The sequence below is a fragment of the Actinokineospora fastidiosa genome, assembly GCF_014648415.1.
GTDB classification, from domain to species: Bacteria; Actinomycetota; Actinomycetes; order Mycobacteriales; family Pseudonocardiaceae; genus Actinokineospora; species Actinokineospora fastidiosa.
Genome location: NZ_BMRB01000007.1, coordinates 147,339 through 162,871, shown reverse-complemented (window position 1 = coordinate 162,871; position 15,533 = coordinate 147,339). Strand labels below are relative to the sequence as shown.

Below are 15,533 nucleotides of genomic sequence, written 5' to 3'. Positions count from 1 at the left end.
GCAGACTTGGCCCACGCACGGACGGAGGAACGGCACGTGGGCAAGAAGGACGTGGGCACGAGCGACGGCAAGGTGGGCGACGAGGCGGAGCTGTCGAAGGACGAGCACCTGGGGTCTTCGGAGGTGGGCGGGGACGCCGACGAGTTGCCGGAGAACTAGCTGACCGCGCCGCATCGGCGGGCGGTTCGACCGGATGAACCACCGAGACCGGGTGGTCCAGGTGCGCAGCGGCGGCGAGCGGCCGTGGGGCAGCGGTTACCTCCTCGAGGATGGGCTGGTGCTTACCGCGCCCAAGGTGGTGTCGGGCGGGAACGGCGCGTCCCCGGCGGAGGTTCGGGTGGACTCGGTCGTTCGGCGGGCGAGGACCGTGGCGCAGGACGGTCCGGTGTCGCTCCTGCGAATCGCGGCCGCGGGACGGCGGCTATCGGCCGAACCGCCGCTGAGGTGGGGGCGTTTCGTCACGACGTGCACGGACTTCCCCGTTGAAGTGATCGGGTTCCGGCCCGGGCAGGGCGCGACAGTGGGCTTGCATGGCGTCGTAGATGTTGGCTCCTCAACTAAACGCGATCGGTACCACATCACCATCACCGAGAGCGATGTCGCGGGACTGCGGGGTGCCCCGGTCATCGTTGGGGCGTTACTGGTCGGGATCGTGGTGCACACCTGCGCCGAGAACGGCTGGGCCTGGTTGAGCGCCGTTCCTGTGCAGGCGCTCACGTCCTTGCCTGAGGTAGCGAAGGTGGTCGATCCACTGGCTGAACCCGCTGAGTTCCACTCGGTGCTGACCCCCACGAGCGCGACTTCTCGTGCGGGAGCCGGTCTTGATCGCGGTGCGCCCAGCCCAGTGGCCGAGCACCTGCGCCGATGGTGCTTCGACGACGAGTGGTTCTCGATCAAAGTGATCACCAGCAGGACAGCGGATGTCGCCGCGGGGATCGTCACCTCCACGCGTGCGGCTGGTTGGACCAGCGGTTTCCTGGCCGCTGGTGCGTCCGAGGAGGAGATGGACGCCCTCGGGTGGCTCACCACGCCCGCGCTGATCGTCGTCGAAGCCGCCGACGGGCGGGACGAGCAGGTGCGCCAATTCCTGGAGATCGTGGACCGCAGATCACGGCGGCCCAGCGGGCTTGGTCGTATCACCGGCGCACCCCGCGTCCGCGTCCTCCTGCTCGCCCCGATCTCGGGCGACTGGTGGGAGGAACTCCGGACGGACGTCCGCTTGCTGCGCGACCTGCCCCCAGATGTCGTCATATCGACGCCCGGTTGACCCCGCCTCGGTTGTGTGGCGGTGGTTGATCAGGTGTGCGCAGGCGGTCCGGCGCGCTCAGCAACCACTCGAATGGCGCAGTAGGTGCCCCCACTGGTCCAGGCGAGCACACGATCGAGGGCTCGTGACCGGCGCTCATCGGCTCGGCTTTGGTCCGGGCTACCCGAGGACACCGCCGCCGTTCACCATCCACGGCAGGTGGCGATAGGGCGCGGGCCTCCGGGGCGATTCCAGCCGAATCCGGTCTCCGTGCCTCAGCGCGGCTCCGTGCCGACCGACTACCTGATAGCCGCAGGTCGAGACGATCTTGATGTCGTTACTCCATATCGCCGCGATGCCGTACAAGTCGACATGGCCGGGGTTCCGCATTCGCGGCGACAGCCCGATCGAGCTGCGAGCCATCCCCCACCCGGCTGTCACCGTGGCCGTCGAGTGGGGTGATCGCCCGTTCGACGTCATGGCTGGCCATCGACTCAGTTGTTCAGCACGAACATGATCCCTTCGGTGCTGGGGATGAAGGCGTCGTAGGATTTGGGGGGCGTGGAGTCCTTGTAGTCCACGCAGCGTCCCTGTCCATTCACCGTCGCGTAGTACCGGGCCCTACGGTCCGTGTCGTTGTGCACGGAATCCATGAAGCCGATCGACTGGCGATAGCACCGGTAGTCGTCGGGGTCATGGAGGACTGTGTGCCCGTTCACCTTGAACGCTCCGGTCGCGGCCGCGGCGGAGTTGGGCATGCCGACCGCTGCCGTCACCACCACCGCCATCGCCAGCGCCACCCGCATTCCACGTCGCCTCACCATGGCCCTACTCCTTTCAAGACGCGGACCTGCTTGCCCGCAGCGCACGAGTACCCGCTCCCCCGCAACACGAGGCCGCACGACGTCTTGTTCACCCGGTGGCGCACTCTCACGCTTATGTCGGCGACGCTTCGGAGACGGCCACAAGGCCGGTGACAACGCCACCAATGGTGGAACCGCCGCCCGGAGCCAGACGGCGCAGGACTTGCGGTCCTGCGCCGTTCGTTCTCGGTCAGCGTTGAAGTGGACCTGGACAAGCTCGAAGAGCTGTCGAACCTCGAGCTCGACGACACCGAGGCCCGCAGCTCGTGGAGCTGCTTTGAAACGATCAACAACCTGGCCGACGAGCTGATCCCCATGCCGAGAACGATCGCGAACGGTGGTCCTGCGCGTGATCGGCACCATGACGGGCCTGGCGCCGCCGCTGAGTGGAGTGGTTCTACTCGAACTCTGCCACTGCGATGCCGCCAATACCCCCTCTAGGCAGGAGCAGCGCGAGGATGTCCCCGGGCTTCGACTTCGAGTACCCGGAAGTTTGCCATGACCTCAGCCGTCCACTTTCAATCGCGAAGCAAGACGATGGACATTCGCAACCTACGACTGCAGGTTCGAATACCGAACCGCCCCATAAAACTTCACAGGCCGACGACTAGTTACTGTAGCGGTGTCGGGTACAGAGCACCACGGTCTACGAGATCCGTCCGGAGCTCGCCCAACGAAATCAGGCTCGCTTGACTCGCGTTTTCACCCGCCACCAGTATCACTCCTCCGTCATCAACCTCGCGAACCCAACCTCGATCATTCATGTTTTCGATTAGCACCCTTCTCGGTGCACTGAGATACGTCAACCATCCCACATACGACTCACGCATGTTGACCTTCTGGGCACCGCGGAACGAAAAAGGAGTGAGCACCGCCCAGTCGGGAGTCCAGCATTCGATTGTCATCTCGAGCAGTTCGATTGCGACGTCGAACGTGTAGAGCTTGGCCGCCGCGGGGTCGTCCACGTCCGGCAGGTTGACCGCCACAGAGTTCATCAAGCCAGCGGTGCTCGCGTGCAGACCACACGTCACATTCACACTGATGGGCGTAACCGGGCTCCCGTTCCACAACCCAGCAGTGAAGCCGAGTCTTTCGATATCGCTGCCGTCCGGGATACTGTGGGACGACCCACCGCGCAGCACCGCCGACAACGAATCAGGGTCGACGTCCACGAATCGTGGCGACTTGCTCCGCCCCTTTCTCGACCAGTCCTTGAGCAGTGGATGCAGCACTCGGGCGCGACTTAGGTAATCCGCGAGCCTCCGCGCGCACGCCTTCCGGTCTTCGCTTCTATCACCCCAGTACGCACCGAGGAACATCGGATCAGTCATGTCCTCATCCTAGCCATGGGGACATGAACAATCTCAACTCCAGTAATTCCACGCTGAGAAGGTTCATCATAGCAGTGACCACCCCAGATTCGACCAAAAGCCATCGAATTGGCGTCGCCCTGCAACTCCTAACAGCAACACGGCCAGGCCCGCACAATTGCCGGTAATGCGCGGGGCGTGCAGTCAGTCGCTCAGGGTGCTTCTGCCGATCGCACCCCTGGCCGAGCCGTCTGCATCGCCGCTACGCATTTGCGCACATCCACTTCATAAACGCCTTCTCACTGGTCAGCGAGAGGCCTCCCGGCTGCATCCTCAGCAGGACATCCTCGAGCGGTGTCTTACCCTTGGTCCTCACGACGGAGGTGGGCCCTAGCGGCGTCCACAGAATGGCCGCGAGGTCCGCGCCGACGCCGAACTTGACCAAGGCCAAGATGAACAGCACCACCGTGATCAGGGCGAAGACCTCGTGTGCCAACTGCACGAGGGCGTGCCATGCGTGTGGGTGCGGTCGGGCGCGGCTGATTCGGTCTGCACGTGGTGGCGTCGTTCGGTGGTGGTTCTTACGGCCGAATGGCGGTCACCCTCAACGGGAGAAACACCTGCTCTCAGTTGCATGCCTTCTTTCTGCATTCTCTGTTTAGGCCGTGCGGGTGGTTTCTTGTGGTGTGGGCGACATTGTCGGTCGATTGGATTGGCCTGTTCGGCGGATCCGCCTGTCGGGTTCGGGGTGGTTTGGTGGTGGCGGGATAGCCCGTCACGTGGTTGGTGTTCGCCGTGTGGTGGTCCTTCGAGACTGGGGAGTCGGCATGCGTTCGTCGCGTTCGCGCGGCTGGGTTTGGCGCGTCTTCACTCTGTTCGTGGTGACGGCTGTGGCGTTGGTGGGCGTTCCCACCGCCGAGCCTGTCTCTAGTGGACAGTGGTCCGGCATCACCGCCGTGTGGAACTGGGTTGCCGGGTTGTTCCCGGAGCCAGCGGCGGCGGTGGCTCAGGAGCCTGCGGGGCAAGGGAAGAAGTCGCCGAAGCGGGTGCGGGAGGTGGTGGAGCGCGGGTCCGCGTCGGCTCGGGTGTTCGCCATGTCCGACGGCACGTTCGAGGTGGAGGTGTCTCCGGAGCCGACGCGTTACCGGGACGCGAACGGGAAATGGCAGCCTGCGGACACCGAGGTGAAGGAGCTGCCCAGGGACGGGTTCCGCTTCGGAGTGGAGCGGAACGCGTTCGTGTCGCGGTTCGGAGAGTCGTCGGATCGGTTGGTGCGGTTCGAGTACGCGGGCAAGCAGGCCGGGCTTGGATTGGACACGGCCGCGCGGAAGGTGACGCCTCGGGTCGACGGGTCGACGGTGACCTACCCGGGAGCGTTCGAAGGCGCGGATCTGCAGTATGTGGTGACGCCGGAAGGGTTGAAGGAGAACATCGTCCTGCCGCGTCCCGTGGCAAACCCGACGTTCCGGTTCACGTTGCGCCTGGCGGGTGTGACCGCGCGGGCGCAGGAGGACGGCTCGATCGGCTTCTTCGGCAACGAGACGCCCGATGGGCCGCCGTTGTCGTGATGCCGAAGCCGTTCATGGTCGACTCCAAGGACGACGCCAAGGCCCCGTACGGCAAGGCGTTCAGCGACAAGGTCACCCAGACCGTCGAGCAGCACGGCGCCAACATCACGATCGCCGTCACCGCTGACAAGGGCTGGCTGGACGCCCCCGAGCGGCAGTACCCGGTGACGATCGACCCGACCATCGTCATCGAGCCCACCCCGACCGAGGGCCAGGACGCCCAAATCTGGTCGGACACCCCGACTCGCGCCGACGGCGCCGACTACCGCCTGTCGGTGGGCACGGACGCCTGGGGCAAGGCGCGCAGCCTGCTGAAGTTCGACACCGACGTCGTTCCCGCGGGCACCGCGCTGACCAGCGCGAAGCTGCGCGTCTACTACGACAGCGAGCTGTGGACCGCCGCCAACAACGTCACGATCGGCGCGCACCGGATCACCCAGTCGTGGTCCGAGGACACCGTCACGTGGAACTCGGCGAACGCCGCGTTCCACGCCACGGCCGAGTCCACCGCCGTCAAGGCGGCCAACGTCGCCAACGTGTGGCACGAGTACAGCGTGCTGAACATGGCGCAGGGCTGGGTGTCCGGCTCGCTGGCCAACCACGGCGTGATGCTCAAGGCCACCGACGAGACCCTCAACCGCGGCGGCGCGGTCTACCAGGCGGCGGAGTACGCCTACAACGGCGAGAAGGCGAACCGCCCCAAGCTGATCCTCAAGTACGGCCGCCCCAGCGTCGACCTGCAGCTGCCCACGAAGATCACCGCCACGGGCGCGGAGCTGACCTGGCCCGCCTACACCGACCCGAATCCGAGCGACCCCAACGACGACATCGTCGAGCTGCAGGTGCACCGCACGGTGTTCCAGACGTTCACCCCGTCGCGCTCGACGCTGATCGCGCCGTTGTCCCCGACCGCCACGTCGTTCGCCGACACCACCGCGTCCCCGACCCCGGCGGACTCGCCCGATCCGTTCGGCAACGCCTACTACTACATGGTCGCCGCGAAGACCCGTGACGGGCAGCTGATCCCCGGCCCGACCCAGCTGGCCCGCCTGCCCAAGGCCGGTCTGGTGACGCAGACGTTCATCTCCAACGTCGACGACACCACGATCGCGTCGGCGAATCCGACCACGAACTACAACCGCATCGGCAACCAGCCGTGGCTGATGCCGGGCAACAACTCCACCTACGGCAACACACGTGTCGTCACCAAGTTCAAGGACCTCTCCGCGCTCCCGGCGAACGCGCGGATCATGGACGCGGACTTCTCGCTGTGGGGCTTCTACTCCAACGGCAGCGGCGCCACCTTCGACGCCCACGCCCTGACCCGCGGCTTCGTCGAGACCGAGGCGACCTGGAACCGCGCGTCGGCCGCGGCGGCGTGGACCACGCCCGGTGGTGACTTCGGCGCCCGGCTGGACCAGGTCGTGGGCATCAGCAACGACCCGAAGCGCCACATCTGGGAGAACGCCGCCGTCGTGCAGGGCTGGGTGAACAACCCCGCCACCAACCACGGCTACCTGATCAAGGTCCGCGACGAGGCCGGGACGGCCAAGCAGCGCGTGCTGCTGCTCTCCGACGAGGCCGCCGAGCGCCGCCTGCACGCCACGCTCACCGTCAGCTACACCGCCCCCACCGCGGAACTGACCTACCACGCCCCGGAGACCCCGGCGACCCGCGTGCTCTCCGACGAGGAGCACACCGTCCCGGTCACCATCACCAACACCACCGGCGCGACCTGGAGCGCGACGGACCTGGCGCTGTCGCAGCGCTGGACGCTGCCGGACGGCACCGACGTGACCGGCGTCAACCGCATCGATACCGCCCTGCCCGCCAACCTCGCCCCCGGCCAGACGGTGACCGTGCAGGCGAGGATCAGGACCACCCGGCAGGGCGCGGACGGCAACAAGCGCGAACAGCAGGTCGTGCACTGGGACCTGCGCAACAAGCACACCGGTGCGTGGCTGTCCGGCAACGGAGGACCGCCGTCACTGCCGCAGAACATCTCCGTCGAGGACCCGACCTCCGACCAGCTCGGCCTTGAGAAGTTCTACGCCTACGCGGGCAAGTCCACAGGCGCGGGGTCGAACGTGCTGGTCAACCAGTACGCGGGCAACGTCGTCTGGTCCTACGACGCGTTCTCCAACCCCGGCCGCGGCCTGACCACGTTCCTGCGGCTGACCTACAACAGCCTCGACACCACCACGACCACCTCCGGCTACGGCTGGTCCATCGCCGCCGCCGGACTCGTGCGCCTGGGCGCCTCGCTGGAACTGCACCCGCGCGGCCAGGACTACCCGACCCGCGTCACCCTGCCCGACGGCGACGGCACCAGCCATGTGTTCGTCCTCGACAAGCACGGGTCCGCCGACCCCGCCCAGTGGACCTACATCTCCCCGAAGGGCGTGCACCTGCACCTCCGTCGCGGCCCCGGGGACGACACCTCGCGCCGCTGGGTGATGACCCGGCCGGACCGCACCGAGTTCTGGTTCGACGCCGAGGGCTGGTTGACCGCCGTGCGGGACCGCAACGGCAACGAGCAGACCTTCACCTACACCGAGCGCAAGTCCAACAACCAGCCGCGCAGGTTCCTCGCCTACGTCACCGATCCGGCGGGCCGCAAGTCGCTGACCCTGGACTACTACACCAAGTCCGACACGAACAACCCGAAGATCATCGACCAGGTCAAGTCCATCAAGGACATCTCTGGTCGCACGCTGACCTTCGCCTACAGCGACAAGGGCCTGCTCACCCAGCTGGTCGACGGCGCCGGGAGCTCGCAGCCCAAGACGTTCGGCTTCACCTACGACGCCACGCAGGGCAACAAGAACGTCAAGCTGGTCACCGTCACCGACCCGCGCGGCAGCGACACCGCCCTGACCTACTGGACCGCGCCGGAGGACCCGAAGGACAAGTGGAAGGTCCACACGATCACCGATCGCCTGGGCCACGCCACCACGTTCGAGTACGCCGACCCGGACGGCGCACAGGGCGCGGAGATGGACTCCACCGTCACCGACGCCGAGGGCAACACCACCCGCTTCCACATGGACGGCTTCGGCCGCCCCACCAGCTCCACCAACGCCAAGAACGAGACCACCACGCTGGCTTGGGACGGCGACCACAACGTCACCTCGCTGACCGAACCCAACGGCGCGGTCTCCACCTGGTCGTATGACCAGAAGACCGGCTACCCGCTGGAGATCCGCGACGCCGAGGCCGTCGCCGACAACACCCCGCCCACCGTGCTGGCCTACCAGACCAGCCTCGACGGGCACGTCGCCGAACTGACCGCCAAGACCAGCCCCGAGGGCCGCCGCTGGGAGTTCGGCTACGACGCGCGCGGCAACATCACCACCGTCACCGACCCCAAGGGCGTCGCCACCACCACGGTCCCGGACGACTATCAGTCGACCTACACCTACGACGCGTTCGGCCAGATCCTCACCTCGACCGACGCCAACGGCAACACCACCACCTTCAGCGACTACCACCCGACCGGCTTCCCGCTGACCACCACGGACCCGTACAACCACAGCTCCACCATGGTCCTGGACGCGCGCGGCAACCCGACCTCGGTCACCGATCCCAACGGCAAGACCACCACCGCCACCTACGACACCTTCGGCCGCCCCGGCGAGACCAGGGTGCCGAAGGACCAGGCGGCGGGGGAGCACATCGTCACCCCGGCCCCGGTCTACGACGCCAACGACAACGTCGTGCAGATGACCGCCCCGAACGGCGCGATCTCCACCGCGGTGTACGACGACGCCGACCAGCTCGTGTCCAGCAGCGCGCCGAAGGACACCCCGACCGGGCCCGAGCGGGTGAGCGCGTTCACCTACGACAAGGTCGGCAACCTCCTCACCGAGACCCAGCCGCTGGGCACCGCGACCACGGACCCGGACGACTTCATCACCCGCTACACCTACGACCCGGTGTACCAGCTGGTGGAGGCGGTCAACGCCGCCGGGCAGAAGGTGACCTACACCTACGACAACGTCGGCAACCTCACCAAGGTCGTCGACCCGCGCAAGAACGCCACGACCGACGCGGCGGACTACACCGTCGAGTACACCTACGACCGCAACCACCGCCAGCTGGCCACCAAGGACGCTGCGGGCCACACCACCTCGGTCGCCTACGACCTCGACAGCAACGTGGTGACCAAGACCGACGCCGAGAACGTCACCACCACCCTCGTCTACGACGAGCGCTCGGTGCTGGTCGAGGGGCAGGTCCCGCACAAGACCGGCATCACCCGCGTCACCCGCTTCGAGTACGACGAGGTCGGCAACCGCACCCGCGTCATCACCCCACGCGGTGTGGAGACCACCGACGATCCGGACGACTTCGCCACGCGCACGGTCTACGACAAGCTGAACCGTCCCGTCGAGCAGATCACCGCGCACGACCCCGGCGTGACCACACCTGACTCCACCACCTACGGGTATGACCCCGCAGGCCGGATGACCACGGTGTCCATGCCGCCGTCGGCCGGGCAGGCCGTGCGCAACACCACGACCTACGACTACTTCGACAACGGCTGGGTGCGCTCGACCACCGACCCGTGGGACATCGCCACCACCTACGACTACAACCCGCTCGGGCAGCAGACCCGCCGAACCCTCACCAGCGCGGGCGGCTCCTCCGCGCGCACGATGACCTGGGACTACTACCCCGACGGCAAGCTCAAGTCCCGCTCCGACGACGGCGTCCCCGTCGGAAAGCACGTCGCCCTGGTCGACAACTCCGACACCGCGGGCGTCCTTGTCGCGGGCACCTGGAACCGCGGCGACGGCGGCACCGGCTACAGCGGCTTCGACCACCACAGCGCTCCCGCTGGGGCCGGGGCGTCCCAGTTCACCTGGACCCCGATCGTCCCCGCCGACGGCACCTACGAGATCTTCGTCCGCTACCCGGCAGGCGTCACCGGCGCGGCCACCAACGCCACCTACAACGTCGACAACGGCACCACCGACACCCCCGTCGTGGTCGACCAGACCCAGAACGGCGGCGAGTGGGTCAGCCTCGGCAGCCACGCCCTCACCGCGGGCAACGCCGCCAGCATCGACCTCACCGACAACGCCAACGGCACCGTGTACGCCGACGCGGTCAAGCTCGTGCGCGACAACACCGGCGAGGCCGACACCGAGGCCAAGACCTTCACCCACGCGTACGACGCCAACGCCAACCTGATCACCCTGACCGACACCAGCCCCGGCGCGGCCGTCGACACCTACGCCATGACCTACAACGGGCTCAACCAGCTCACCAAGGTCGAGGAGAAGCTGGCGTCGGTCGTCAAGAACACCACGTCGTTCACCTACAACGAGAACGGCGCCCCGCTCACCCGCGACCACGACCGCCAGGACTCACTGTTCGAGTACGACCCCCGCGACCTGCTCGCCAAGGTCACCAACACCGAGACCGGCGGCACCCCCAAAATCACCACCTACACCTACACCCCGCGCGGGCAGGCTCTCCGCGAGACCAAGCCCAACGGCAACACCGTCGACCACACCTACCACCTCGACGGCGCCCTGGCCTCCCAGATCGAGAAGAAGTCCGACGGGACGCTGGTCGCCCAGCACCTGATCGAGTACACGCCCAACGGCAACCGCGCCACCGACCACACCAAGGTCCAGAACGCGGACAACCACTCGGCCTACCTCGATCACATCTACGAGTACACCTACGACCCGCGCGAACGCCTGTCGTCGGTGACGAAGAAGGCCGCGGGCACAGGCTCTGTCGTCTCGACCGAGACCTACACCCACGACGCCAACAACAACGTCATCGACCAGACCGTCGCAGGCACCCAGACGGCGTTCACCTACGACCGCAACCGCCTCACCACAGCGTCGTCCGGCGGCGCGACGGCCAAGTACAACTACGACCCCTTCGGCCGTCTCGACACGGTGACCTCGGCCGGTCAGATCATCGAGCAGTACCTCTACGACGGCTTCGACCGCACCGCCACGCACAAGAAGCACGACGGCACGGCCCTGAAGGCGACGACATACGCGTACGACCCGCTGGACCGCACCATGTCGAAGACGGCGGACAGCAAGACGACCGACTACGCGTACCTCGGCCTGACAGACAAGGTCATCAGCTAGGAGATCGCGGGCCAGCTGCAGCGCACCTACCAGTACGACGCCATGGGGCGCCGTCTGACCCAGATCAAGAAGGACACCGACGGTGCTGGGCCTGAGGTCGCGGAGGACTCGTACTACGGCTACAACCCGCACACTGACGTCGAAACGCTGACCAAGGACAACGGCGACACCCGCGCCACCTACGGCTACACGGCGTATGGGTCCAACGATGAGCAGGCCTTCACCGGCATCGACAAACCGGACGCTCAGCAGCCCGGCAAAGAGCCGTTCAACTTCTACCGCTACAACGGAAAGCGCTATGACCCCGCCAGTGGCGGTTACGACATGGGCTTCCGGGACTATCAGCCCAACATCAACAGGTTCACCGTCCGCGACACCTTCAACGGCGCGTTCAAGGACATGGCACTCGGGGTCGACCCGTGGAATGGCAACCGCTACGCGTTCACGGGCGGCAACCCGATCAGTCGCATCGAGCTCGACGGCCACTGCGGGCTCTGGGATTGGCTCTGCGACACGGGTGACGCTCTCGGCGACGCCGCGGAAGCAGTCGGCGAAGCGGCAAGCGACGTCGGCGACTTCCTCGCTGACAGCGCTGACGATATCGGCCAGATGGCGCTCGGCACGGCTGCCGCGGTCGGTGGCGCCGCACTCTTCGTCGCGGGCGGCACTCTCGCGGTCGGTGGCACGGCTGCTTGCGGCACCGGCGTTCTTTGTCCTGCGGGGGCGCCCGCCGCGGCTCTCGGTGCCACAGCCGCCGCGACCGGCGGAGGGATCTTCATCGTCGGGATCGGAATGTTCGGCGATGGTCTTTACAACTTGTTCAACAGCGATAGCGGCGGTGGAACTGGTTTCAGCGGCGGGCATTCCACACCCGACAAAGAACTGAAGTACACGTCGTCCCAGGGCAGTGGGCAGGACCTGAAGCGTTCGGCCACTTTCGGAGATGACCAGTGGCAATTCAATACCGGCCACGGCTTCGATCGCGTTCGCACCGGGCCCGGCGGCGTTCAGAATGACCTCAGGACAACGGGTCTGACGCCGGATGAGATCGAGAAGAGCATTGCCGCTGACGCTTACAGCCACATGGCGAACGGTGGGATCATGCCCAGAACGGGCACGCAAGGATTCTCCGGTCCACTCGAGCGCCGAGTCCAGGTAGGGGGTTTCGACATCGGCTACCGGATGGTCCAAACTCCTGATAACGTCTACCGAGTTTCCACCTACTGGCTCAACAGCTAGGATTGATCATGTCCAGCCTCGACCAAGCGATGCGCGCGCTGATGGTGTCGCACGGTGAACCTGCGCAGGGTTCCATCAATGAGTCCGCTCGAACCTTTGTCGAGCTGATCACCTTCGCCGACTCGGAGGACATTCTCGCGGCATTGCGGGCGGTCTTGGCGGAGGACTGGATGGCCCTTCCGGTCTGGGCTCGCAACCTGGCTTACCGGCTCGCGTGTTTGCAGCGGCCCGGCGATGCGGCTTTGCTGCGGGAAGCGGCCAACGACCTGCTGTGCTTCGGACCGGACTGGGATAACGTGGCCGCAGAGCTGCAGAGTCGGGCGGCCAAAATGGAATAAGCCAGCGTTTGATCGCCGTATCATAACGAGGCCCGCACGATGGCGACATCGTGCGGCCTCGTTATGGGACGGAAACTAAAACCAGCGGGATGCGGCTGGGACCCCTCCGGGGTTTTCGTAGGGCGTTGGGTGCCGTGAATCTGCTGCTGGACGAGGTTGGTGACGGCTGACCGGAGGCTTGGCATGTAAATGCCCTCACGGGAGTGGGCATCTGGGCGGCTCCGCCAGATCGCTGCGGGGGCCTCGGCGAGTTCGGGAGTCCCCATGCGTATATGCGCTCAAGCCGACGAGCCGTAAGTGGCGCGCCCGGCGATGCCGGTAGTCCGTTGTCCTTGGCGGGATTAGTCGCGGATGCTCGCCGGGTGCTGGCGGTGCCGCGGCTGGGGATCGCGCGGAACCCGATCCCGCTCGTACCCGGCGAGCCAGCGGGATCTGACGTTCGAGGACATGGCGGGTCGACTGATCGTGGATGCGTCGACACATCAGCGATGGCTGATCCGGCCTGTCTTGACGGCCTGGACCAAGTCCCTCAGGTCGGTGACGACCACCATGCCGCCGCTGGGATTCTTGCTGTCCCGGACGGCACCGATGGCGGCGTCGACGCACTCGCCGCCGTTTCCGCCTCTGAAGCTGCTCTTGCGCCAGCTGATGTGGGATAGGTCCGGACTCAGGTGCTCCCACACGTGGACGTAGTGCATCGTCCCCGCGCACGCGAGGCTGGTCCCACTGCCTCGGCCACGTCCGATCACTGCTGCTGACCACCACCACAGGCGCCGCGGCGGCCCTGCTGATCCTCCTGTCACCCCCGGAACCGGACTGCTCCTTCTTCGCCGCCGGATCCTTCATCGGCTCCTTCTGCGTGGTGTCTTCACATCGTGCAGGTCAGCTTCCGCCAACTACTCTGCCCCGACCACCTGCGGCCGGATGAACGCCACCATGCGCTTCCTCCTCTGGAGCCTCATCCCATCCGCCAGCTTCCTCGGCGGCGCACTCGCCACCGGCACCCCCGAAGCCCTCTGGATCGCCGCACTCGGCGGACTGCTGGCCCCCTCTGGCTGATCTTCTCCCCGCTGCGCGGCGTCCGCGACCTCACCCACCAGAAAGACCACGGAGATCACTCCGACGACATCACCAGCTGATCCGCCCCCACTCTCGCAGTAACGGCAACCATGGCGGAACTCCTGCGGGGGACGCCCGTCGTCCTGGACCGCAGCGCCGCAGGCTTGCCGGGATCACCTGCCCAGCCACCCGACCTCACCCCACGACAGGCAGCCGCACGGTGACGTCTCGCAGCACCATTGCGCTGGGTGTGCGGCTGCCGTGGAGGACGAACATGTCCGAGATCGGGGTGACGGTGAGGAACAGGGAACTGCCCGCCGGGACCGCCGCGGCGACCGCGGGCAGCTCGATCGTGCGGCGGGTGCCCAGGTTCAGGCTCTCCTCGCGGTGCGGGAGCACGTTGTTCTGGATCACCCTGGCGTCCAGGGGCGAGGTGCCGACGCTGAGCGCGAAGAACGCGCGGCTGTCCAGGCCCAGCGTCGTGACCAGGGCGTTCAGCGACGGCGAACCGGCGAGGGTGAGCGGGCCGTCCGCGATCTTGATCGCCTGCGGCAGGCCCACGGCCGCGGTGGTGAGGATGTCGGGCAGTTCGGCCGTGGTGGTCGGCTTGACGAAGTCCACGCTGACGCACCCGCCCTCGGCGGTCATGAGGTGGTAGCGGCCGTACCCGGTCAGCGTGCGGGGCGCGCCCTGGAGGTTTTCGGCCAGGAACCGCAGTTCGAGTTCGTCGTAGCCGGAACCGCCGAGTCGGGCGGAGCACGTGTCGCCCGAGACGGCGTAGCCCGCGGGGAGGGCGGAGGGGAGCACGTGGCCGCCGTTGTAGCCGACGAGCATGCTCCGGGCGCGGGCGCGGTCGGTGAGCGCCATGTCGAAGTTGTCGATCGCCTGGTCCAGCGGGAACAGGTTGTCGTTGATCCCCTGGTGCAGCAGCACCGGGATGTCCAGCCGCCTGCCAGCGGCGGCGTGGTGGGCGGGGCCGTTGTCGTGGAAGAACTCGTCCATCGTGGCAGGCCAGTGGCCGGTGAGCAGACCTTCGGCGTAGCCAGCGTGGAGCGTCGAGGTGTGCGCGCCGGGGGCGATGGCGTAGAGGGCGGTCACCCACGTCGTGCGCACGACCTCGCGGGGGGCGAGGCTCTCGTTCAGGGACGACCACGTGATCTGCGGGGCGAGCGCGTCGAACCGCGTCCGGCCGGTCTTGGCGATCTCGGCGAACGCGCCCGCGAACTGGTAGCCGCCGCCGTAGGAACCGCCGACAGCGCCCAGCACCGGGTCGCTCGGGCCGGTCTTGCGCACCCAGTCCAGCGACGCGACGTAGTCGATCACCCGGATGACGTCCTCGCCCTCGAACGCCGGGTCGCCCACGTGCGCCTTCCCGCCGCTCTCGCCGAAGCCGCGCTGGTCGATGCTGACCACGCCGAAACCGGCATCGAGGTAACGCTGGACCGACTCCGGAGCGGTTTCGCGGGAGCCGCCCCAGCCGTGGCTGTGCAGCAGCACCGGCACCCGCCCGTGCGCGGCCGCGGCAGGTCTGAAGACGGTGAGGCAGATGTCCACCGGTCCCGGTGCCAGCGGGTCGGTCTCCGGCACCCCGGCGACGCAGACGTGGCGCGGCGCGGGCGCGTCCGCGACCGCCGCCGGGGAAGCGGCAACGGCCAGTGCGGCGGTGGTTGCCACCGCGGTGAGTGCGGCCACCAGGCGCATCGGGTCCTCCATCGTGGTCGGTCGGCGGTGAACGAGCGATCAGCGACGCGCGGTCGACGCCGGTGCGGTGGAGGTCCATGGTGGACGGCC

The 15,533-nt window shown here is 67.0% G+C and carries 12 protein-coding genes; 7 read left to right on the top strand and 5 right to left on the bottom strand.

The window, feature by feature from the left end; all coding sequences use genetic code 11:
* The first annotated feature begins 36 nt into the window (after positions 1-36).
* Both IEY98_RS33215 and IEY98_RS32930 read left to right on the top strand, forming a co-directional pair.
* Complete coding sequence (locus IEY98_RS33215; RefSeq protein ID WP_268244614.1) at positions 37-159, top strand: hypothetical protein; 123 nt, start codon at positions 37-39, stop codon at positions 157-159.
* Positions 160-193: 34 nt separating this feature from the next.
* Positions 194-1,267 carry a S1 family serine peptidase gene (locus IEY98_RS32930; RefSeq protein ID WP_229787623.1) on the top strand — a complete coding sequence of 358 codons (1,074 nt, stop codon included), beginning with the start codon at positions 194-196 and terminating at the stop codon, positions 1,265-1,267.
* Positions 1,268-1,740: 473 nt separating this feature from the next.
* Here IEY98_RS32930 and IEY98_RS28290 read toward each other — a convergent pair whose 3' ends face one another.
* The 3 genes from IEY98_RS28290 to IEY98_RS28280 form a co-directional block, all read right to left on the bottom strand.
* Positions 1,741-2,046, bottom strand: coding sequence for a hypothetical protein (locus IEY98_RS28290; protein ID WP_189213719.1), 306 nt, complete (start codon positions 2,044-2,046; stop codon positions 1,741-1,743).
* 674 nt (positions 2,047-2,720) lie between these two features.
* Entirely contained in the window at positions 2,721-3,440 is a 720-nt protein-coding gene (locus tag IEY98_RS28285; RefSeq protein ID WP_189213718.1) for an Imm52 family immunity protein, read from the bottom strand.
* A 241-nt stretch (positions 3,441-3,681) separates the two neighbouring features.
* Positions 3,682-3,915, bottom strand: coding sequence for a hypothetical protein (locus tag IEY98_RS28280; protein ID WP_189213717.1), 234 nt, complete (start codon positions 3,913-3,915; stop codon positions 3,682-3,684).
* Between the two features lie 331 nt (positions 3,916-4,246).
* Here IEY98_RS28280 and IEY98_RS28275 point away from each other — a divergent pair, with 331 nt between their 5' ends.
* Genes IEY98_RS28275 through IEY98_RS28260 form a run of 4 tightly spaced genes read left to right on the top strand, consistent with a single transcriptional unit; the run spans position 4,247 to position 12,683 of the window.
* A complete protein-coding gene (locus tag IEY98_RS28275) occupies positions 4,247-4,987 on the top strand; it encodes a hypothetical protein (RefSeq protein ID WP_189213716.1) in 741 nt (246 codons plus the stop codon).
* Positions 4,987-11,106: a DNRLRE domain-containing protein gene (locus tag IEY98_RS28270; RefSeq protein WP_189213715.1), complete on the top strand. Its 6,120-nt coding sequence runs from the start codon at positions 4,987-4,989 to the stop codon at positions 11,104-11,106. Before IEY98_RS28275 ends, IEY98_RS28270 begins: the two co-directional genes overlap by 1 nt.
* 42 nt (positions 11,107-11,148) lie before the next feature.
* The gene (locus IEY98_RS28265; protein ID WP_189213714.1) at positions 11,149-12,345 is read left to right on the top strand and encodes an RHS repeat-associated core domain-containing protein; all 1,197 of its coding nucleotides are present in this window, start codon (positions 11,149-11,151) and stop codon (positions 12,343-12,345) included.
* An 8-nt stretch (positions 12,346-12,353) separates the two neighbouring features.
* Entirely contained in the window at positions 12,354-12,683 is a 330-nt protein-coding gene (locus tag IEY98_RS28260) for a hypothetical protein (RefSeq protein WP_229787621.1), read from the top strand.
* A 482-nt stretch (positions 12,684-13,165) separates the two neighbouring features.
* On the opposite strand, the gene IEY98_RS28255 is transcribed toward IEY98_RS28260, so the two are convergent.
* Positions 13,166-13,366: a DUF397 domain-containing protein gene (locus IEY98_RS28255; protein WP_229787619.1), complete on the bottom strand. Its 201-nt coding sequence runs from the start codon at positions 13,364-13,366 to the stop codon at positions 13,166-13,168.
* Positions 13,367-13,607: 241 nt separating this feature from the next.
* On the opposite strand from IEY98_RS28255, the gene IEY98_RS33210 reads away from it, so the two are divergent.
* Complete coding sequence (locus IEY98_RS33210; RefSeq protein ID WP_268244613.1) at positions 13,608-13,742, top strand: hypothetical protein; 135 nt, start codon at positions 13,608-13,610, stop codon at positions 13,740-13,742.
* 195 nt (positions 13,743-13,937) lie between these two features.
* Here IEY98_RS33210 and IEY98_RS28250 read toward each other — a convergent pair whose 3' ends face one another.
* Complete coding sequence (locus IEY98_RS28250; protein ID WP_229787618.1) at positions 13,938-15,443, bottom strand: alpha/beta hydrolase; 1,506 nt, start codon at positions 15,441-15,443, stop codon at positions 13,938-13,940.
* Positions 15,444-15,533 lie beyond the last annotated feature (90 nt).